This is a genomic window from Shouchella phoenicis, assembly GCF_047238345.1.
In the GTDB taxonomy this organism is placed as follows: domain Bacteria; phylum Bacillota; class Bacilli; order Bacillales; family Bacillaceae_D; genus Shouchella.
The window spans coordinates 1,614,108-1,634,086 of the sequence record NZ_JBDFMQ010000001.1 but is presented as its reverse complement, the minus strand read 5'-3'; the positions used below and the strand labels follow the sequence as shown (position 1 = coordinate 1,634,086).

Here is a 19,979-nt window from a genome sequence, read left to right as displayed (position 1 = left end):
GTCGGTTAAGTCGATAACGCAATTTCCAAGTCTTCTGCTAAATCTTCTACATCTTCCAACCCAATAGACAAACGTATAAGTGAATCTTTAATTCCAAGTGCTTCACGTCTTTCTTTAGGAATGGAAGCATGGGTCATTTTTGCCGGAATGGAAATTAAACTCTCCACCGCACCTAAACTTTCTGCCAGCGTAAAGTAATGGGTGCGCTCTACTGTCTGTAGCGCAAGTTCATCACTGATCGTCGTAAAAGATACGATACCGCCAAACCCTCTTGATTGAAGGGCATGTGTCGCATGGCCTGGGTGGTGGAGTAAACCAGGATAATACACATCCTTCACATTCGGGTGACTTTGCAGGAATTTCACGAGCTGTCTCGTGTTTGTTTCGATCTCTTCCATTCGTACAGCCAGTGTTTTAATTCCTCTCATTAATAAATAGGAATCATGCGGGCCTAAAATTGCACCTGTTGCGTTTTGAATATACGCAAGTTGAGCAGCCAACTGATCATCTTTTAAAATGACCGCTCCTGCAATAACATCACTATGGCCACCTAAATATTTCGTCGCACTATGGATCACAATGTCTGCGCCATACCGCAACGGATTTTGAAAATAAGGAGTGGCGAATGTATTATCAATGATAAACAGTAGCTGATGTTCATTTGCTACTTGACCTATTCTACTAAGGTCTGTCACTTTAAGCAAAGGATTTGTTGGCGTTTCAACGAAAAGAGCTTTTGTTTCTGGTAAGATTGCTTCTTCGACTGCTAAAATGTCACTTGTATCAACAAACGAAATGGAAATCTTCTCTTTTTCTAAAAATCTAGTAAAAAAACGATACGTTCCTCCATACACATCATCCGTAATAATGATGTGATCTCCAGGAGAAAGCAGCTTCATAACAGCAGTGATTGCGGCCATACCTGACGCAAACGCAAAGCCGTACTCGCCTTCCTCTATATCAGCTAGTAATTTTTCTACCGCCTCTCGGGTAGGGTTTCCTGTACGACCATATTCATATTTAAATAACCCGATTTGGTCTTGCTTAAATGTGCTAGAGAGTTGAATGGGTTGATTTACCGCACCTGTTGCATGATCAATTCCTTTTCCACCATGAATCAGCTTCGTTTTTTGTCTCAATTCTCATCCTCCTCATAAATCCCCTTACTTAAGTAGCGATCAGATCCGTCTGCAAAAATCATCACAATATTTGTTGGTCGATTTGACCGTTGTGCTTCGTTTAATCCAGCTTTAAAAACTGCACCAGATGAGCTTCCTACTAAGATGCCTTCTTGCTTCGCTAACGCACGTACGTAAGAAAAGGCTTCTAAATCCGTTATCGTATGAATGCGATCAAATAAAGAAGGAATGACGTATGATGGAATAAACTCCATTCCAATCCCTTCTGTCCGATGCGGGCCAATCGTCCCACCATCAAGAATGGACCCTTCAGGCTGAACAACAACCGTTTGAATCGCTTGATTCTGTTCTTTTAAAAAAGCTGCTGTGCCTTGAAACGTACCACAAGATCCTGTTCCTGCTATGAAAACATCAATTTGACCATCCATTTGTTTATACATCTCTGGTCCAAGGGTTTTATAATAAGTTAAAGGATTTTCTGGGTTTTGAAATTGCAACGGACAATAAGCATCTTTCAATGAAGCAGCTAATTCCTTTGCCTTTTCAATCGCACCTTTCATGCCTTTATCGGTAGCAGTATTTACTACCGTTGCGCCTAACCCACGAATGAGCTGCTGTTTCTCTACACTAAAGCTTTCTGGTACAACAGCAATGACTTTAATGTTCGTGCCGATTGCGGCAAGCGCGAGGGCAATTCCTGTATTCCCTGCCGTTGGCTCAATTATGGTTCCTGAAGAAGTGATGCGCTTGTTTTTTAACGCTTCTTTTAGCAGTTGTTGACCTAAACGATCTTTGATACTGCCACCTGGGTTATAACTTTCAAGTTTTGCAAATAACCGTACACCTTCAGGAACTGGAAAGGAACGAATTTCCACGATCGGTGTCTTACCAATGAGTTCGTGAACATGAACATGGACATCCATCTTCTCACCTCATTCATTCTTAATACTGTATCGTATGTATTTTTTTAGGGGATGTGCCTAGTTTTAAAAAGAAGTATGGTAAATGAAATTATTAAAGAACATAAAAAAAACATTTGCCGACTAGACAAATGTTTACAACGAAACGAGTTGTGGATAAATTTCTGACAGCAAACGATAGGAATGAAGACGGTCACGTAATTCAGGCGCATGTGTTAATACCATAAATTCATCTACTTCTAACGTTTTAGCTAGATGATCAAGACGCTTCTTCACGTATTGTTTATCGCCAACAATTGTGCTCGTTTCTTCTTCTTCAATTTTTTGACGGGTGTCTGCATCCATTTGATTTAATACATACTCTGCTTCGCTCTTAGTTGGAATCCAACCCATTGGTTGATTCATGGATTGAAGGACTTGCCACACTCGAACAGAACGATGGAGACGTTCCGCTTCTTCTTGCGTGTCCGCACATAGTACTGAGACACAAGCAAAGGCTTGTCCATTACTAGACTGGCTTCGATACGCACGTAACACGGTCTCACTATCTTCTTCTTTCATAAAGTGCCCGTAGACATAGTTAAGTCCGTGCTTGCTAGCGAGAGCAGCACTTTTTTCTGATGTTCCTAGCATAAAGACTTGAGGTTTTTCAAATGGAATTGGTGCTGCTTTAAGAGAAGAAAAACGATGTGATTCTGGAAAATCACGACGTATAAAATGCATCAGTTCTTCTGTTTTTGCATCCATTTGATTAATTTGCTCAATGAAATTCGTTGACAACGCTTCTGAAGCTTCTGCTGAAGCACCTGGGGATCGACCTAATCCTAAATCCATTCTTCCTGGGAATAAATTTGCCAGCATATTAAACGTTTCAGCCACTTTATACGGTTTATAATGAGGAAGCAAAATCGCCCCTGCCCCTAAACGAATTGAATGTGTTTTTGCTCCTATATAAGCAAGCAAAATTTCTGGCGAAGGCGATAAAAGCGCATCTAAATCATGATGTTCCGCAACCCAATAGCGGTGATAGCCCAGATTTTCAGCAGCCACTGCTAAGTCAGCTGTTTCTTTTAGCGCAATCTCATTTGTTGACTCAGACGATCGCGGTACTTGATCGAGGATACTAAGTTTCATCCAACTGGACCTTCTTTCTAACAGATCTTAGTATATACCCTATCGAAATTAGTCGAATTTAGCAACTAATATCCCCTCACAGCCACCGAATCATACAGAACGCCGGTCTTCTTTTCCTTCTTTTTTCCACTTATTGAATAATTGAATCGCTTCTTTGTTCTTTTTTTGCAGGTTCATTGTAAAAGGAGACGAGAAAAACGCTGGTAAAATGCTCTCTGTTGACTTTTTTGCTGTTTTTTTCACGGTATCACCCACTTAAACAGTTTATATAGTGTAGAATATTCTTCTTTACATGAGTTGGTGAGCCTTGTTCTCATCCTCTTCATTAAAAGAAAGCAAATCATAAATGGCCACTAGAGAAGCAAATAACAGCGCGTCATACTCAATAATTCGTTCTTCAGATGAAAGCTTTATAACATGATGCTCGCCTTGTAAAATAACTGGAATAAAAATTAAGCGATCCTTCTCACCATAATAAACGTCCTGTCTTTCAAGTGTTGCACTTACGACTGTCTTGTTCGAAAAATGAAAAAGAAGATGGTCTTTTTCCGCCTTTGTCATGAAGGGGAACAAGTTCGCTTCAATATCGGTTTTCTCTGCAAATTTCAAAAGAATTTCTCTCACACCTGTAATATATGCATCATGGCCACCATAATAGACGTTAATTGTGTCACTTTTTAAAAGTCGGAAAAAAGCTTTAAGACGTTTTTCCTGAAGCTGCAGTACTTCCTGATTGGTCTCAATAAGCTGTCCAGTATCGATTGTAAAAAGGTTTGAGCCAAATCGTTGTACGTAAGCACTTAAAAAAACAAATGCATCAATAATAACAAACAAACACGCAACGATTAAATAGTAGTGCCAATTTTCAAAGAGACTAGTTGGATAAAGTGTCCATGAAAGTGCAGCACCTGCTGTAAATAACGCGTACCAAATTTTTCTGATAAAAGGAAGTTTTCTCTTCGTCGCATCTTCCCATTTCCAAGAAGCAAATACATAAAATGCTAGTCCACTTACGCTAAGCCACACAAGAATTTGGTAAAGTAACAGCATGCGAACAGCCCCCTTTTCCTTTTCCTGTATGAATATGTCGCATAAGCGAAAAAAAGAGATGGTTTTTATTGGGAAATTAAAAAACACTAGCACAAAAGGCTAGTGTTTTAAAGGGTCTACGCTTTATTGCCATGCATCCATGATCTGTTTGTAAGAATCAATTTGCTTGTCTTCATCGTAAACTGTCGTTTGTATCATTACTTCATTGACACGTAAAGTAGAAGCAAACTCTTTTAACTGTTGCGCTACGGTTTTTCCATCACCAATAAACGATCCACTTAATTGTTCCATTACTAGCTGCTCCTCATGAGGAGACCAGATTTCATCCATATTTTCAACAGCTGGCTGCAGTTTTCCAGGTCGATTTCGAATCATGGATAGAAATTGTTGGTAGAGAGATGTTGCCAGTTGATGTGCTTCCCCTTCACTTTCAGCAGCAATTCCGTTCACCGCAATCATACTGTACGGTTCGCTTAAAACCGAGGACGGTTTAAAGGTATCATAATAAAGATTTAACGCTGGAACAATTTGTTTTGGTGAGAAATGTCCTGCGAAAGCAAATGGTAAACCTAATTCCCCTGCCATTTGCGCACTATAGCCACTCGAGCCTAACAACCAGACTGGTACGTCTTCTCCTTCACCAGGAATGGCACGTACGTGTGGATTTGCCGATAATGGGGTAAAGTAATGACGCAACTCTTCCACCAAACTTGGGAAATCGTGAGCAGATTGTCCATTTCGTCTTAACGCTTGCGCAGTTAATTGATCGGTTCCAGGCGCTCTTCCTAACCCTAAATCAATTCGATTTGGGTGCAAGGCAGCCAGCGTACCAAACTGTTCGGCTATAATTAACGGAGCATGATTTGGAAGCATAATCCCTCCTGAACCAACTCGGATTGTCTTTGTTGCTTGTGCGATTTGGCCAATAAGAACCGCTGTGGCTGAGCTCGCAACACCGTGCATATTGTGGTGCTCTGCAACCCAGAAGCGGTGATAACCATAGTATTCAGCTGCTTGTGCACTTCGAATTGTATGCTGAAGCGCCTCTCTTACGGTTTTTCCTTCTCGTACAGGTGCTAAATTCAATGCTGATACGTTCACTTGTTGTGTCATGTAGATTCCACCTTTCGTGCTACATATAGTTTATCCACTAAATAAGATCGTTTCAAATCAAACGATTTGACTGTGACTAAATGATTTACTAAAATGAATGATAATCAGTCATTTTTAATGAAAGAGGTTGAAAACAAATGAGTCAGAAGCGAAAAGATGACTTAGAACTAAGATTTGTTACAAAGGAGCACTCGCAAGATTCTTTGGATTTACTTAATTATGTTTTCCAAGTAACAAACCAAGATGTTTCTCAAATCGGCGAATCGCAAATGGCACGATGGAAAAAACCAATTTTTGAACAGAGCTCCATCCTTGGATGGTTTTCTAAAAACAAATTAATTTCGCAAATGGTCGTGTATCCCTTCTCCGTTAATATACATGGGCGCGCCTATAAGATGGGTGGCGTAACAGGAGTGGGAACCTATCCAGAATACGCCGGTCTTGGACTGATGAATGATCTTATGAAACAAAGTTTAACGGTCATGAAGGAAAGAGGCCAGACGATTTCCTATCTTTTCCCTTACTCCATTCCCTACTATCGAAAAAAAGGCTGGGAAATTATTTCAGATGTCATCACCTATACCGTTCGTGATACACAAATCCCTAAACCATATGATGTACCTGGGCGAATTGAACGGGTCGCTTTTGATGATAAAGACATTCGCAGTGCATACGATCACTTTTCCAAAAAAGAAAACGGCGCCATGATTCGAAATGAACTTGCTTGGGATGAGCACTTTAAATGGGAACGGGACGATCTCATCGCCTGCGTTTATTACAACGAACAAGAAGAGCCAACTGGCTATATGTATTATAAAGTGGAGAATGAGACGTTTTATGTAAAAGAAATGATTTTCAACAATGAGGAAGCCCGTAGAGGATTATGGAACTTCATCGGCGCACACTTTTCAATGGTTTATTATGTAAAAGGAAAGATTTTCGAAAACGAACCACTCTCTTTCTTTCTCGAAGATGGTGAAATTGAAGAAAAGATCTCGCCTTACTATATGGCACGAATTGTCGACGTAGAAGAGTTTCTCCGTGCATTTCCTTTTAATAGCCAATCGACGCATCCACTTACACTACGTATTCACGATCCGATGCTAGAGTGGAATCAAGATACTTTTACGATTACGTTTGAAAATGGTCAAAAAGTGGAACGGAATAAGAACAACACACATGTTGATGCAACGATGGACATCCAAACACTCGTTACACTTTTATTAAATTACAAGCGCGCAAAAGACTTAAAAGAAATTGGGCGAATTGACGCAAACGAAGACACGATTCGTTATTTAGAGCAGTTGATTCCAGATAATCAACCATGGTTCTCTGACTATTTCTGATCAATTGTTGACAATCATTTTGTCGAATGGTACAGTATAGTTACTGATCAACTTTGACCTTAAAAGTCACGATTTGTTGAAAAAGCAAACTTGATCAGCTATACTGTAATTAGATACAACAGCTATACAAATGATGTTTAGCTGTTTCCTAATCCTTTAATGGTCAAATATAGTCAAAGTCAAAATAAATTTATTGGGGGTACTTACTATGAAATGTCAACACTGTCAAACAAATGATGCAGCAGTATCGTTAAACGTTGTTGTCAATCAGCATAAAAAACACGTGATGTTATGTGAAACTTGTTTTCAAGAGCTCCGACAAACAAACGGTAAAGCTGCCCCATCACAATCATTATTCGGATCTTTTATGGGTGGCCAGCAAGATGAGCAGCCACATTATACTCAAACAAAAGAACAGGAACAAGATGAAGATAGCTTTTTAAATCAATTTGGTCATAACCTATCCCGCGACGCGCACAATGGCGATATTGACCCTGTTATTGGACGTGACCAAGAAGTAGAACGGGTCATTCAGGTGCTTAGTCGTCGAACTAAAAACAACCCTGTTCTAATTGGTGAAGCTGGGGTTGGGAAAACGGCAATTGCGGAAGGCTTGGCTTTACGTATTGCTCAAGGAAACGCACCATCTAAACTACTAGGAAAACAAATCTTCTCACTTGATTTCGCTTCACTTGTAGCAGGTACAAGCTACCGAGGACAGTTTGAAGAACGTATGCAGCAATTAATTGATGAAGTGTCACAGCGCGAAGATGTTCTTCTCTTTATTGACGAATTGCATATGCTTGTTGGCGCAGGTGCATCTGGTGAAGGCAACATGGATGCAAGCAATATCCTTAAACCAGCTTTAGCTAGAGGCAACATGCAGCTAATCGGCGCAACGACACTAAGTGAATACCGTAAAATTGAAAAAGACGCTGCCCTCGAACGTCGTTTCCAACCGGTCACGGTAAAAGAACCGACAGAAGAACAAGCGTATGAAATTTTAAAAGGCTTAAAAGCCGTATATGAAGGCTATCATGGTGTGCACTATACAGACGATGTATTACGTGCAACGGTTACCCTTTCGAACCGCTATATCCAAGATCGATTCCTTCCTGACAAAGCGATTGATCTTCTTGATGAAGTTGGTTCCCGCTTATCGTTAACCATTGAACATGAAGACAAAACATCAATTGAAAAACGATTACAAGATATTCAGTCTCGTAAACATTCAGCTACTAAAAACGAACAATATGAAGAAGCAGCGAAATTGCGAGATGAAGAAAACACATTACGTGAAAAATTAAAGGAAACGGAATCAAGCTTCTCACCTATTGAGGTCACGATTGAAGACATTCAGGCACTTATTGAAAAACAAACTGGCATCCCAGTTCAAAAGCTGCAAAAAGACGAACAGCAAAAAATGCGCGATTTAAATAGTCGTCTTGCAAGCAAAGTAATTGGACAAGAAGATGCGGTTTCTAAAACAGCCAAAGCGGTTAAACGTAGTCGAGCTGGATTGAAACAAGGAAATCGTCCGATTAGTTTCCTCTTTGTTGGTCCTACCGGTGTTGGGAAAACGGAATTAACGAAGCAACTCGCTGAAGAAGTGTATGGCAATAAAGAAAACATGATACGCCTAGATATGAGTGAATTTATGGAGAAACACGCTGTTTCGAAATTGATAGGATCTCCTCCAGGGTATGTTGGACATGAGGAAGGCGGTCAATTAACAGAGCAAGTACGCCGCAATCCTTACAGCATCATTCTGATGGACGAAATTGAGAAAGCTCATCCAGACGTGCAGCATATGTTCCTCCAAATTATGGAAGATGGTCGCTTAACCGATAGTCAAGGACGCGTCGTTTCATTCAAAGATACGATGGTTATTATGACTTCAAACGCTGGCGTTGGCACAACCTCTCGTTCTCTCGGATTCAGCGCAGAACAAAGCAAAACGATCGGCATACTTGAAAGCTTAAATGACTACTTTAAGCCTGAGTTTTTAAACCGATTCGATGCGTTAATTGAATTTAATCAGCTGACAGAAGACAACTTAATTGAGATTGTTGATGTGATGCTTGATGATCTACGCGGACGCCTTACTGATTTAGACATGACTATTCATGTCAGTGATGAAGCAAAACGTGAATTAGCAAAAAAAGGGTATCACCCTACCTTTGGCGCTCGCCCGCTTCGCCGTGTCATACAAGACACGATTGAAGATGATATTACAGAACTATTAATCGACCACGATGCGATTGCTCATATTGATGTGACAATGGAAGATGGTCAGCTTCACGTACAACCTGTACTCGGTTAAACAATCATCTTTTCACAATGAAAAACGCGTCACACGGATCTCCTCCGTTGGCGCGTTTTTATTTGCTCTATTGCGTTTTGATTACTGATCTTTTCTTCTCTACCCCCTGTTCAATTCAGAAGGATTTTGATACTTTTAAGTAGAATGACAAATTTTTTAGTTAGGAAGTGATTTGTTGAACACATCTGTAAGCTATGCGTCTCAACTAGACGAGAATGATCCGTTAGCATCCCTTCGATCCGCTTTTTATTTACAGAAGGATGTTATCTATTTAGATGGAAATTCACTTGGCTTGTTAAGTAAACCAGCTGAACAAGCTGTTTTGCAAATGGTAGAAGATTGGAAGACACATGGCATTGACGGCTGGACAGACGGCACATATCCATGGTTTACATTATCAGAGACATTAAGTGAGAAGATGGCGCCATTAGTTGGTGCTTCAGCTGATGAAGTCATTGTTACAGGTTCAACAACGACAAATTTGCACCAATTGCTTGCTACTTTCTATCAACCTTCATCAAAACGTTTTGCGATACTTAGTGAAGAATTAAGCTTCCCAACGGACCTGTATGCCATTCAGTCTCACTTAGACCTTCATGCTATTTCCCATGAAGATGGCTTGCGCCTTATTGAAAGTAAAAATGGCCATCGCTTAGATGAAGAGGATATTTTAGCTGCGTTAACAGATGACGTTGCTGTCGTGATTTTATCTAGTGTTCTTTACCGAAGTGGACAGCTACTAAATATCAAAGAAATAACAAAAGCTGCTCATGAAAAAGGCATCCTCGTTGGCTTTGACCTATGTCACTCGATCGGATCTGTCCCCCATCAACTTCATGATTGGAATGTGGACTTTGCTTTCTGGTGCACCTATAAACATTTAAATGGTGGCCCTGGAAGCGTCGGCGGGTTATTTGTTCATAGTAAGCATCACAAGCGATTACCTGGTTTAAGAGGTTGGTTTGGCTCAGATAAACAAAAGCAATTCGACATGAGTTCCACGTTTTCAAAAAGTTCACATGCTGGCGCTTATCAATTAGGGACGCCTCACCTGTTGTCAATGGCTCCGTTAATTGGATCGTTAGACTTATTCGCAGATGTCGGTATGGATGCTGTACGAAAAAAATCATTACAGTTAACAACTTATTTACGTGACCTTATTGAACATTTACCAGAGACTCAAGCATTTACAATTTGTACACCTTACGAGGATGAACAGCGTGGTGGCCACCTTTTATTAGAACATCCGGAAGCAGCTCGTATTTGCAAGGCGCTTAAAGATCATGGTGTGATTCCTGATTTTCGAAGTCCAAACGGCATTCGTATTGCACCTGTTGCCTTATATAATTCATTTACTGACGTTCATCAATGCGTCCAAGTTTTAGCAGACTGTATGAAAAATAAAACCTATCTTCAATATGAAAACAAACGAGGAGTGATTGCGTAATGAGCTGGATTGACATCACAATGCCTTTACATAACAGCATCGCGCACTGGCCTGGAGATACCCCCTTCTCCTATAAGTTATCAGCCCCGATGTCTGAGACAGGCTCCGTTAATATCGGTGAGATCACAACAAGTACTCATACTGGCACTCATGCTGATGCTCCGTTTCATTATCGTGAAGACGGCGCAAAAATTGATGCGTTACCCCTTGATCCATTTATTGGACAAGCAACCGTGATTTCAGCAATCGATACTGAAACCATTAGTCGAGCTTTACTAGAAAACTATCATCTTACTGGGGTTGAACGTTTGTTAATTAAAACAAAAAACAAGACAAACCATTCAACATTTCCGGAAATTTACCCCTATGTAACAGAAGATGGTGCGCGCTACTTACATGATGTCGGTGTTAAGTTGTTAGGTGTGGACGTCCCGAGCGTCGATCCAATGACGAGCAAGGATTTAAATGGACACCACAGCCTTGATCAAGCTGGTATTTTCATCATCGAAAACTTATTGCTTGATCATGTTCAAGCTGGTTTATATGAATTTATTGCCTTACCCCTTCGAATTAAGGGTGGAGACGGCAGTCCCGTTCGCGCAGTCATCAAACCATTGGAGGTTTACTCATAATGTCAAAACAAGATGAATCGGTTTACACAGATTTTAAAGATAAAATGACGTATAGCGACTACTTACAGCTGGAGCCCCTTTTAACTAGTCAAAAACGATTGTCTGACCATCATGATGAAATGTTATTTATTATTATTCATCAAGTCAGTGAGCTTTGGATGAAATTAATGCTTCACGAGATACGTGGTGCGATTGAATCTTTGCAACATGATCAGTTTCAACCTGCTTTTAAGCAGCTCGCTCGCGTATCAAAAACCCAAGCTCAGATTATACAAGCTTGGGATGTGCTAGCAACGTTAACACCTAGTGAATATGTAGAATTCCGTGATTCGTTAGGTCAGGCGTCTGGTTTTCAATCGTACCAGCATCGGCAACTAGAATTTCTTTTAGGAAAAAAATCAGCACATATTTTAAAAATTTATGAGAAAGACCCTTCATTGTTAGCTGAAATTGAAGCGGATTATCATAAACCGACACTATATGATGAGGCCATTCATGCGCTTGCACGTGCTGGACTGTTCACAGATGAAAGCGTTCTACATCGAGATGTAACGAAAAGCCATTGTTCTACTACGTCTGTACGAGAAGCCTGGCAGACGGTTTATCAAGATTCAAATCGCTATTGGGACCTTTACCAACTAGCTGAAAAACTTGTTGATTTAGAAGACTGGCACCAGCAATGGCGTTTCCGCCACCTTAAAACCGTTGAACGAATTATTGGGATGAAAGCTGGTACCGGTGGTTCAGCTGGGGTTCACTACTTAAAATCTGTGTTAGATGATTATTTTTTTCCAGAGCTATGGGAGCTTCGGACAACCCTTTAACAAAAAACTGTCCTCACCCTCAAACGTTCACAAACAGGCACAGGTGTCACTTTAGTGCTCCCCTGTGCCTGCTTATTATGTTGCTTTAACAAATCGAAATGGAAAATGCTTTGCTTGACCTGTATTGTCAATACCAATTCGTTTCGTTGCTATTACTGTCGAAGTGGATTGCCCATCATCTGCAACAAAAAGAGGACCAGTTATCAGACTTTGACCATATGCGGTCATGGGTACCCCCATTGCTTTTGTTAATTTACCTGGCCCATTCGAAAACTGTTTATCTCCTGCAGATTTCCCACGCAACCCTTCCATCACTTCTATCCCAAATATAGGTTCAACACCGCGAATTAAAACCGCTTCTGGTTGACCGACTCTTTCCGAAACAATATTTAGCAAGCAATGGGTATGCATCGTATACGTATATACGTGACCCGCCTTGCCGTATAAGATTTCAGTCCGCTTTGTCCGCTTTCTTCCATAGCTATGACAAGCCCGATCCAACACGCCTAAATACGCTTCGGTTTCCGTAATACGGGCAACAAGCTTATTCCCGTTTACCGTATGGACTAACAACTTACCAATAAGTGCTTTTGCTAATGCCAACGTCGATTGTTCGTAAAAAGATTGGCCCATTCTGTTACTTTCCATAGTTCACCCCTTTCCTCCTAACTCAAGCGAATATCCGATGTCGGAAAGACCGGAAACCATTGTCCTAATGAATAGGTGATAACTATTAATCCTACTAATACAAACACAATTTGTCCATCAAGTCGTCGACAACGCATTGTGTAAAAGTACGTTCTATTCTGACCATGCTCTTGAAATTGTTTCGCTTCCATTGCAATCGCTAAACGTTGTGCTCTCCGAATCGCTTGTGTTAAAAGGGGAATCACATAAAAGGAAAACGCGCGGTAAAGTCGGCTTCCTTTTTGTTTTCGTCCCTTCCCTCGAATACGATATGCATAGCGTAACGTTTGATAGTCTTCTACCATCATTGGCAGCATTCTTACAGCGGCCAAAAAAGCATAGGCATAAGTTGGAGGCATGTGTAGTTGTTGCATCAAAGAATAAAATAAATGAACGGGCTTTGTCGTTAAAAGAAACAATAAGCCAAGAGTCGCAAATAATGTTGCCCGTAAGCCAAGGTGAATACCTGTGTAAAAACTTTCTTCTGTAATATGAACAAGTCCCCACTGGAACCACGTTGTCTGCCCTTGACCGAAAAAAATCATGGTGGTGGACGCTGAGACAAATAGGAATAAAAACGAGGCGATGTACAGACTAACATACCGTTTAGGGTGGCCCGAAAAGAACACCGTCATGACAAGAAAACTTGCAAGCATGAACAAAAGAACATTTGGATTATGGATAAACACAACGAGTCCGAAGATGGCGAGTAAGCATAAAAGTTTGACGGAAGGATTCATTTTCATTAGGAACGTTCCATTAACCGAGTAAACCACGTTCTTGCCTCCTTTCCCTACAAACGAGCTGACCATTTTCGATGACCCACTGCTGCGTAGCAAAATGCTCGACTAACGCTTCATCATGGGTGACCATAAGAATTGTTCCTCCTGATTGGCGAAAGCGTTCCATTTCATTAAGGACCGCAAACGTTTGACTAGCATCTTGTCCAAACGTTGGTTCATCTAACAAAAGAAACGCTTTTTGATTTACAAAAGCTGTCGCTACACTTAGCCGTCTTTTTTGCCCAACCGACAAGCGATAAGGATGCATTTGGTGGTGTTCTGCGAGACCAAATTGGTCAAGTATGGATGCCACTGCCTCTTCTTGCGCATCGGTTGTTGCCGAATAAATGAGTTCTTGCTCAACCGATGTTGTGACAAATTGATATTCAGGATTTTGAAAAACAAAATTTATTCGATCCGTTACGTCTTCTTTGTTTGAAACAGCATGACCGTTTAAGTCATATCGCCCAGTGTGAGTCAGTAAATTCATTAAACCGTAGAGAAATGATGATTTCCCTGCACCATTCACACCTGTTATACAAATCCAATCTTTTTGGTAAACCTTCGCTTGTTTAATGGCAACCATGCTTTTCTTTTTACGAATTAGCGTCCAATTTGTCAGGGTCAGCATCGTTTTTTCTTTGTTCGGTAAGGACGTCAATAATTGATTCTGTTGAATATAATCGTGCCAGGCACTCGGATACCAAATACCTGTTGCCTTAATTTCGTTTCGATAGTGATGAAAAAAAGACGATGGTTTCGTATTTGCTATCAGTTGACCTTTTTGATTTAGTAATAAGATCCTATCCATGTAAGGCAATGCTTCTGTCAGTCGATGTTCAACAGCGATGACCGTTTTATCTTTTGTTTGATTTGCAATTTCTTCCCAAAGCTTTTCTGCTCCATCAGGATCTAATAAAGCAGACGGTTCGTCTAAAATCATGCATTCTTCATTCTGAATCATAGCCGATGCAAGGGCTAACCGCTGCTTCATGCCCAATGAGAGCGTTTGAATGGCTGTATGTGGTTGATGATCTGGCAAACCAACTTTGCGCAACATACGCTTGATAATAGGAGACATCTCTGATGTCGGCACAGACTGATTTTCCAGCATAAATCCAAGCTCCTCATCCATATAAGGCATACAAAACTGTGAATCAGGATCTTGAAAGACGTAACTACATGCTGGAAGATGTAGATGCTCCACATCAATGTCTAATTCATTTAAAGAATTACTCAAACCTGCAATTACTTGTAACAGCGTAGATTTCCCTGCTCCGCTCGGACCTAGAATTAACACGTTTTCCCCTGGTTTTACTGCCAACGATACACGCTCTAAGATTGTACGGCTTGTGCTCCTACTTTGAACGGTTAAATTACTTAACTGAATGCTGTATGGTCGACTCATGAGTATGGTTTTCCGTTATGTTCGTTTGGTTGAATGCCATTCAGCACACCTGTTTTTTGTAAAGCTTGCACAAGTTTTGTCGCCAATACGCCTGTTATTAAAATCGCTCCAACCGTTCGGAAAATAATTCGTAACGATAAGACCCAAGCAGATAGCTGACCGATATTTGCATATAAAAAATCTAAACCGAGAGATGCAAAACTTGCAAATACACCACCTAACATTGCCGTCCAAATTGTAAATACTTTATATCTGAATAGAGCGAATGCAAACTCCATTCCAATTCCTTGGGCAATTCCATATATAAGTAAAATACCTCCGTAGGGAGAACCTGCAATGAATTCTCCTGATGCGGCTGCAGTTTCCGCAATAAGTGCAATAAACGGTTTTCGGATGATCAATGCAGCAAGCGTTCCTGCAATAAACCACATTCCATAAATAAGTTGTTCAAGCTGCAAACCAAAGACACCAACTAAATCACTAATAGGACTCCATAAGCGATACACAACAGCAAATACAGTTGCAATCATGACCGTAATTAGAATGTCCACCAACGTTAACTTTTTTCTTTTCATCATTTTTTCTCCAGTCCACCACCAAGAAAACAAAAAAACGCTCCATCTAAACGATGGAACGACGTATGTAAATAAACCGGTTGTGTGTAACACAAACCTACAACTTACATATCGCACTTCCCTTCGCTAGCATTATCTAGATCAGGTAAAGGGTTAAGGACAAGTCCTCTCTCAGCTTTTTGCACCCCTAGTGGCTATTAAATTTTATTCTACAAACTAATTAGATCATACTCTCTATTGATTCGCAAGCGACTGTTTCAAATTTTCTAATTCTAATAAATCTTGTAGTGAATGAATTTCAAAAGTCGGCTTACTATCAGTATTGTTCAGCACTCGGTCTCGGTTTAACCAAACAGATGGTATGTCGCTTGCGTTTGCACCCAATATATCCGTATGTAGATTATCCCCGACCATTAGCGTTTCATTAGGAGCAATCTCCAAACGAGAGAGGGCTTCTTCAAACATACGTACCTTTGGTTTCCCTTGCCCGAAAGCACCGGAAATTAGAATGTGATCAAAGTATGGAACAAGCTCTGGCGTCAGTTCTAATTTTGTATTTTGTAAATCTGGTGAGCCATTTGTAATTAAAACAAGCTGTACGTTGTCTTTTAACGCATTTAAAGTCGAAAAAGTATCATCATAAACAACTGGATGTTTTCGCCTTTCAATCGGAAAGAGATGTGCAAGTTCCAACGCAAAAGCCTCATCATATACACCAAGCTTTTGTAAACCTTCGTACCACGCTTCTCTTTGGTAATGTGGCGCAACTTCTCTTAATGCTGCAAATTCTCTTCCTTCGTCACGAAATTCTCCCCATAACCCTTCAAAAGGATTGATGCCAATATTCACTGTAAATGGGTATATGTCATACCCTTCATACAGCGTTCTTGCTGCCTGGCGAACGAACACTTCTAACTGATTTGGGTCTACGTTTTTTTCAATAGATGCATGGAGACACGTCTGCCGAAATGCAAGCGCAATGCTTTTTTTGTCCCAAAGTAACGTATCATCTAAATCAAAGAATACTGCTTTTATCATTCATTCCTCCGCTATTAACGATTATTCGTGATCAACCTTCACTATCCAGCCCAGACGATCTTCTTCTTCTCCCACATACAACTTCGTTAAATAATCGTAAAGTCGTTGTGCTAACGGGCCTGTATTATTTTCATTAATAACGATTGTTTCATCATTCCATTCCAATTGTCCAACTGGTGAAATGACCGCAGCTGTCCCTGTTCCAAACGCTTCTTCCAAGATGCCGTCTCGAGATGCTTGATAAATCTCTTCAATCGACAGCTTCTTTTCTTGAACCGGAATTCCCCATTCTTTAAGCACTTGAATTACGCTATCCCGTGTAACCCCTGGCAGAATACTGTCATTCAATTTCGGTGTTACAACTTCACCATTCACTTTAAAGAAGACATTCATACTGCCTACTTCTTCAATATACGTCTTTTCACTTGCATCAAGCCACAGAACTTGAGCTTTTTCTTTCGCTGTCGCTCTAGCTTATGCTTTATAAGCTGAACAATAGTTACCAGCTGTTTTCGCCGTACCAGTTCCACCTGGCGCTGCACGTGTATAACGTTCTTCAACTAATATACTAACAGGCGCCATACCTTCTTTGTAATAGGCACCAACAGGCGATAAAATAATCATTAATTTGTAAGATTGTGATGGCGCAACACTTAAATTAGTTTCTGTAGAAATAATAAAAGGGCGAATATAGAGCGAGGTGCCGTCTTTTTTTGGAATCCAATTTTTATCAATCGTTAACAGTTCTTTTAAATATTTCAACACTTGATCCTCATCAATCGCCGGGATATTCAACCGTTCACTCGAACGATTTAATCGCTTAATGTTCATATCTGGTCGGAACAAATGAATCGCATCATCTTTTTTAGAACGATATGCTTTTAACCCTTCAAAAACCGTTTGACCATAATGAAAAACCATTGCAGCAGGATCTAATGTTAAAGGTTGATAAGGAATAATTCGTGGACTGTACCAGCCTTTATCTTCGGAGTAATCCATGATAAACATGTGATCGGTGAAGACCGTCCCAAATAGAAGTGAATCGTCATCAGGTTTTTGCTTTTCGTGAGTACATTTCATAATTTCTAGCGTATGTTCTGTCATAAAAAAGCTTCCTTTCTAACTCCTAATAAAATGTGTACGTGTTGTCCATACTAAAAAAATAAAACTCTTTTATCATTTACGTCCGAACGAGAAAATCATTTTTTCGCACTCATCATTGTTCGGCATTAATGAATCTAATGTAAATGAAAAATTTATTTCTATTACTATAACATGAATTTTTATTTTCAAACAGTTTAAAAATTAGGTGAATGTATGGATGTCAGTATTGTTTTTCGAAAGGGCGTATCACGAACAACAATGAATGGAACCAGATAAAACATTCATGATAACAATCTTTGAAGTTGGTGACGACTGCCCCAGGAACAGTACGTATGTGTGGATGTCGGTGCGATTACCCGAAATAGCTGAGTTTTGAATCGCACCCCATTAATAATGGCGAATGTTAAAAACGATATTGCTGTTATTATTCGTAAAAAAATCATGATCAGCCATTGTGAAATCGACTGATGCATAATGCTTTTATAAATTCCATAAGAGAAAGGAAACGATATGAGACGATACGAAGAATTAAGAAAAGGTGAAAGTGGTGCTTGGCTAAGCATTGGAACGTATCTTTTTTTAGCTAGTTTAAAGTTAGTGATCGGCTATATTTTTCTATCGCAAGCATTAATTGCAGACGGCTATAACAATGCAGCAGACATCATCGTTTCTGTGGCAGTACTCGTAGGGTTACGAATTTCTCAAAAACCACCTGATGATGATCACCCTTACGGACATTTTAGAGCGGAACATATCGCAGCATTATTAGCGTCGTTTATTATGGCAGTTATCGGAATTCAAGTATTAATTAATGCAGGCACCAGCTTATTTAATCGTGAGACTGTTGAAGCTCCTAGTTTAATTACCGCATGGGTTGCTGGCTTTAGTGCGATTGTGATGTTGCTCGTCTATCGTTACAACCGCAAACTAGCCAAAAAAATCAATAGTCAAGCTTTAATGGCTGCTTCACAAGATAATAAAAATGATGCTCTTGTAAGTGTTGGTGTAGTCATAGGGATCATCGGTTCTCATTTTCACTTAGGATGGATTGATTCCCTAACTGCATTTATTATCGGTCTAATCATTTGTTATACAGCGTGGTCTATTTTCAAAGATGCGAGTCATTCGTTAACTGATGGGTTTAATGATGAGGCGTTAAGTCCTTTCATATCAACGGTTCTAGCAATCGAAGGAATCGAAGACGTTCTTGCATTAAAAGCAAGGCAGGTCGGTTCTACCGTTTATGCTGATGTCACCATTGCCGTCCAGCCTTCGATGACGGTCAAAAAAAGCCATGACATTGCCGACTCCATTGAACAAGCTCTTTATGATGAACATGATATTCCGCATACAACCGTTCACATCGAACCTGCTAAACAAGACGCATAAAAAAGCTGGAACAATCGAACGACCGATTGTCCCAGCCTTTTTGTTTTAATCTAATACAGTAACTTGAACTTGTTGACGTCCAAACGTATACGCTTCATCCTTTGTTTGCACAAATAAATCAATTTTATGCCCTTTAATTGCGCCACCTGTATCGCCTGCAATTGCTTCTCCGTAGCCTTCAACATATACTCGACTACCTAACGGAATGACATTTGGATCTACCGCAACTACTTTTTGATTTGGATTTGCTCGTAAATCAATTCCGGTTCTAGTGACACCTGAGCAACCGTTACAATACGCTGTATACGCCGTTGCTTCCATTTTCATTGTTTGACCAGAAGGTTCCGTTGTTGTTGAAACTACTTCTTCCTCTGTTGTTGTTTCTTCTGTAACACTTTCTTCAGTCGTCTGTTGTTGCTGCTCCTCTGTATCACTTGCAGCTTCTTCCGCCTGTTCCGTAGCCTTTGGTTCCTCTACTTTTGGTTCAGCATGAGCTACAACCTCTTTTTCCGTGCTCGGCTCACTTTTTGGCTGTTGTTCTTGTGGTTTCACTTCTGTCACAACGTGTGCTACTTTATTTTGATTGTAGTATAGATGTGCGTGGGTTTCTGGGCCAGCTACCCCATCGACAAGAAGTTGATTTGCTTGTTGGAAAGCCGTTACTGCTTGCTTCGTACTTTGACCGTAATGCCCGTCAACAGAATCTTGATAATACTTTAGTTCATACAATCGTGCTTGTAGCGCTTTTACGAGAGAGCCCTCACTTCCCTCTTTTAACACTTCTAACGCACCTAATGTTTGCTTGCCAGGAATTCCATCAACGCTTAAGCCGTGAGCTTTTTGATAAGCAGCCACTGCATCTACGGTATCTTCATCAAAAACTGACGTCCGTTTCTCTTCTTTTAAAAAGCCTTGATCCACTAATTGTTGTTGTAGCCACTCTACTCTTTCACTCTCGTCATTTACTTCAATACTAGTAGCTGCTTGCGCATATGTATGAGTTGGTAGAAAAAACAAAACGCCTAAAAGCAACGTTGCAACAAAACCAAACATATATTTCATATTTAC

The 19,979-nt window shown here is 40.3% G+C and carries 18 protein-coding genes, 1 pseudogene and 1 riboswitch; of the genes and pseudogenes, 6 read left to right on the top strand and 13 right to left on the bottom strand.

Annotated features, from left to right (window positions below; translation table 11 throughout):
* Window positions 1-5 precede the first annotated feature (5 nt).
* From ABC361_RS08945 to ABC361_RS08920, 6 genes are all read right to left on the bottom strand, one after another.
* Window positions 6-1,139 (bottom strand): bifunctional cystathionine gamma-lyase/homocysteine desulfhydrase, encoded by a 1,134-nt coding sequence (locus tag ABC361_RS08945; RefSeq protein WP_413073655.1) that lies wholly within the window; start codon window positions 1,137-1,139, stop codon window positions 6-8.
* The gene (locus ABC361_RS08940; RefSeq protein WP_413073654.1) at window positions 1,136-2,062 is read right to left on the bottom strand and encodes a PLP-dependent cysteine synthase family protein; all 927 of its coding nucleotides are present in this window, start codon (window positions 2,060-2,062) and stop codon (window positions 1,136-1,138) included. The genes ABC361_RS08945 and ABC361_RS08940 overlap by 4 nt, the downstream gene beginning before the upstream one ends.
* Window positions 2,063-2,194: 132 nt before the next feature.
* Window positions 2,195-3,193: an LLM class flavin-dependent oxidoreductase gene (locus ABC361_RS08935; protein WP_413073653.1), complete on the bottom strand. Its 999-nt coding sequence runs from the start codon at window positions 3,191-3,193 to the stop codon at window positions 2,195-2,197.
* Window positions 3,194-3,283: 90 nt separating this feature from the next.
* Window positions 3,284-3,436: a hypothetical protein gene (locus tag ABC361_RS08930; RefSeq protein ID WP_176554209.1), complete on the bottom strand. Its 153-nt coding sequence runs from the start codon at window positions 3,434-3,436 to the stop codon at window positions 3,284-3,286.
* A gap of 45 nt (window positions 3,437-3,481) precedes the next feature.
* Window positions 3,482-4,243 (bottom strand): type II toxin-antitoxin system SpoIISA family toxin, encoded by a 762-nt coding sequence (locus tag ABC361_RS08925; protein ID WP_099300581.1) that lies wholly within the window; start codon window positions 4,241-4,243, stop codon window positions 3,482-3,484.
* Window positions 4,244-4,366: 123 nt separating this feature from the next.
* Window positions 4,367-5,356 (bottom strand): LLM class flavin-dependent oxidoreductase, encoded by a 990-nt coding sequence (locus ABC361_RS08920; RefSeq protein ID WP_413073652.1) that lies wholly within the window; start codon window positions 5,354-5,356, stop codon window positions 4,367-4,369.
* Between the two features lie 137 nt (window positions 5,357-5,493).
* Here ABC361_RS08920 and ABC361_RS08915 point away from each other — a divergent pair, with 137 nt between their 5' ends.
* The 5 genes from ABC361_RS08915 (at window position 5,494) to kynA (ending at window position 11,928) form a co-directional block, all read left to right on the top strand.
* On the top strand, window positions 5,494-6,702 hold the full coding sequence (locus tag ABC361_RS08915; RefSeq protein ID WP_413073651.1) for a GNAT family N-acetyltransferase: 1,209 nt from the start codon (window positions 5,494-5,496) through the stop codon (window positions 6,700-6,702).
* A gap of 208 nt (window positions 6,703-6,910) precedes the next feature.
* Window positions 6,911-9,025, top strand: coding sequence for an ATP-dependent Clp protease ATP-binding subunit (locus ABC361_RS08910; protein ID WP_413073650.1), 2,115 nt, complete (start codon window positions 6,911-6,913; stop codon window positions 9,023-9,025).
* A gap of 175 nt (window positions 9,026-9,200) precedes the next feature.
* On the top strand, window positions 9,201-10,472 hold the full coding sequence (kynU, locus tag ABC361_RS08905; protein WP_413073649.1) for a kynureninase: 1,272 nt from the start codon (window positions 9,201-9,203) through the stop codon (window positions 10,470-10,472).
* Window positions 10,472-11,104 carry an arylformamidase gene (gene kynB / locus ABC361_RS08900; protein WP_413073648.1) on the top strand — a complete coding sequence of 211 codons (633 nt, stop codon included), beginning with the start codon at window positions 10,472-10,474 and terminating at the stop codon, window positions 11,102-11,104. The genes kynU and kynB overlap by 1 nt, the downstream gene beginning before the upstream one ends.
* Window positions 11,104-11,928, top strand: a complete 825-nt coding sequence (gene kynA, locus ABC361_RS08895; protein WP_413073647.1) for a tryptophan 2,3-dioxygenase — start codon at window positions 11,104-11,106, stop codon at window positions 11,926-11,928. Before kynB ends, kynA begins: the two co-directional genes overlap by 1 nt.
* A gap of 75 nt (window positions 11,929-12,003) precedes the next feature.
* Here kynA and ABC361_RS08890 read toward each other — a convergent pair whose 3' ends face one another.
* The 6 genes and pseudogenes from ABC361_RS08890 to ABC361_RS08865 all read right to left on the bottom strand — a co-directional run bounded on the left by ABC361_RS08890 (window position 12,004) and on the right by ABC361_RS08865 (window position 17,522).
* Window positions 12,004-12,576: a DNA-3-methyladenine glycosylase gene (locus ABC361_RS08890; protein WP_413073646.1), complete on the bottom strand. Its 573-nt coding sequence runs from the start codon at window positions 12,574-12,576 to the stop codon at window positions 12,004-12,006.
* Window positions 12,577-12,593: 17 nt separating this feature from the next.
* Entirely contained in the window at window positions 12,594-13,391 is a 798-nt protein-coding gene (locus ABC361_RS08885; RefSeq protein ID WP_413073645.1) for an energy-coupling factor transporter transmembrane component T family protein, read from the bottom strand.
* Window positions 13,375-14,805, bottom strand: a complete 1,431-nt coding sequence (locus ABC361_RS08880; RefSeq protein ID WP_413073644.1) for an ABC transporter ATP-binding protein — start codon at window positions 14,803-14,805, stop codon at window positions 13,375-13,377. The genes ABC361_RS08885 and ABC361_RS08880 overlap by 17 nt, the downstream gene beginning before the upstream one ends.
* A complete protein-coding gene (locus ABC361_RS08875) occupies window positions 14,802-15,380 on the bottom strand; it encodes an ECF transporter S component (protein ID WP_413073643.1) in 579 nt (192 codons plus the stop codon). Before ABC361_RS08875 ends, ABC361_RS08880 begins: the two co-directional genes overlap by 4 nt.
* A gap of 101 nt (window positions 15,381-15,481) precedes the next feature.
* Window positions 15,482-15,579: riboswitch (TPP riboswitch) on the bottom strand.
* A gap of 35 nt (window positions 15,580-15,614) precedes the next feature.
* Complete coding sequence (locus ABC361_RS08870) at window positions 15,615-16,418, bottom strand: HAD family hydrolase (RefSeq protein ID WP_413073642.1); 804 nt, start codon at window positions 16,416-16,418, stop codon at window positions 15,615-15,617.
* 21 nt (window positions 16,419-16,439) lie between these two features.
* Window positions 16,440-17,522, bottom strand: a pseudogene (locus ABC361_RS08865) (branched-chain amino acid aminotransferase).
* Between the two features lie 510 nt (window positions 17,523-18,032).
* On the opposite strand from ABC361_RS08865, the gene ABC361_RS08860 reads away from it, so the two are divergent.
* Window positions 18,033-18,911, top strand: coding sequence for a cation diffusion facilitator family transporter (locus ABC361_RS08860; protein WP_413073641.1), 879 nt, complete (start codon window positions 18,033-18,035; stop codon window positions 18,909-18,911).
* Between the two features lie 45 nt (window positions 18,912-18,956).
* Here the strand turns inward: ABC361_RS08860 and ABC361_RS08855 are convergent, their stop codons facing one another.
* Window positions 18,957-19,973, bottom strand: coding sequence for a peptidoglycan-binding domain-containing protein (locus ABC361_RS08855; RefSeq protein ID WP_413073640.1), 1,017 nt, complete (start codon window positions 19,971-19,973; stop codon window positions 18,957-18,959).
* Window positions 19,974-19,979 lie beyond the last annotated feature (6 nt).

Coding starts and splice junctions, on each gene's coding strand:
- kynA (WP_413073647.1), top strand. CDS start 11,104: ATGTCAAAACAAGATGAATCGGTTTACACAGATTTTAAAGATAAAATG.
- ABC361_RS08935 (WP_413073653.1), bottom strand. CDS start 3,193: ATGAAACTTAGTATCCTCGATCAAGTACCGCGATCGTCTGAGTCAACA.
- ABC361_RS08920 (WP_413073652.1), bottom strand. CDS start 5,356: ATGACACAACAAGTGAACGTATCAGCATTGAATTTAGCACCTGTACGA.
- ABC361_RS08915 (WP_413073651.1), top strand. CDS start 5,494: ATGAGTCAGAAGCGAAAAGATGACTTAGAACTAAGATTTGTTACAAAG.
- ABC361_RS08890 (WP_413073646.1), bottom strand. CDS start 12,576: ATGGAAAGTAACAGAATGGGCCAATCTTTTTACGAACAATCGACGTTG.
- ABC361_RS08875 (WP_413073643.1), bottom strand. CDS start 15,380: ATGAAAAGAAAAAAGTTAACGTTGGTGGACATTCTAATTACGGTCATG.
- kynB (WP_413073648.1), top strand. CDS start 10,472: ATGAGCTGGATTGACATCACAATGCCTTTACATAACAGCATCGCGCAC.
- ABC361_RS08860 (WP_413073641.1), top strand. CDS start 18,033: ATGAGACGATACGAAGAATTAAGAAAAGGTGAAAGTGGTGCTTGGCTA.
- ABC361_RS08870 (WP_413073642.1), bottom strand. CDS start 16,418: ATGATAAAAGCAGTATTCTTTGATTTAGATGATACGTTACTTTGGGAC.
- ABC361_RS08910 (WP_413073650.1), top strand. CDS start 6,911: ATGAAATGTCAACACTGTCAAACAAATGATGCAGCAGTATCGTTAAAC.
- ABC361_RS08880 (WP_413073644.1), bottom strand. CDS start 14,805: ATGAGTCGACCATACAGCATTCAGTTAAGTAATTTAACCGTTCAAAGT.
- ABC361_RS08940 (WP_413073654.1), bottom strand. CDS start 2,062: ATGGATGTCCATGTTCATGTTCACGAACTCATTGGTAAGACACCGATC.
- ABC361_RS08925 (WP_099300581.1), bottom strand. CDS start 4,243: ATGCTGTTACTTTACCAAATTCTTGTGTGGCTTAGCGTAAGTGGACTA.
- ABC361_RS08855 (WP_413073640.1), bottom strand. CDS start 19,973: ATGAAATATATGTTTGGTTTTGTTGCAACGTTGCTTTTAGGCGTTTTG.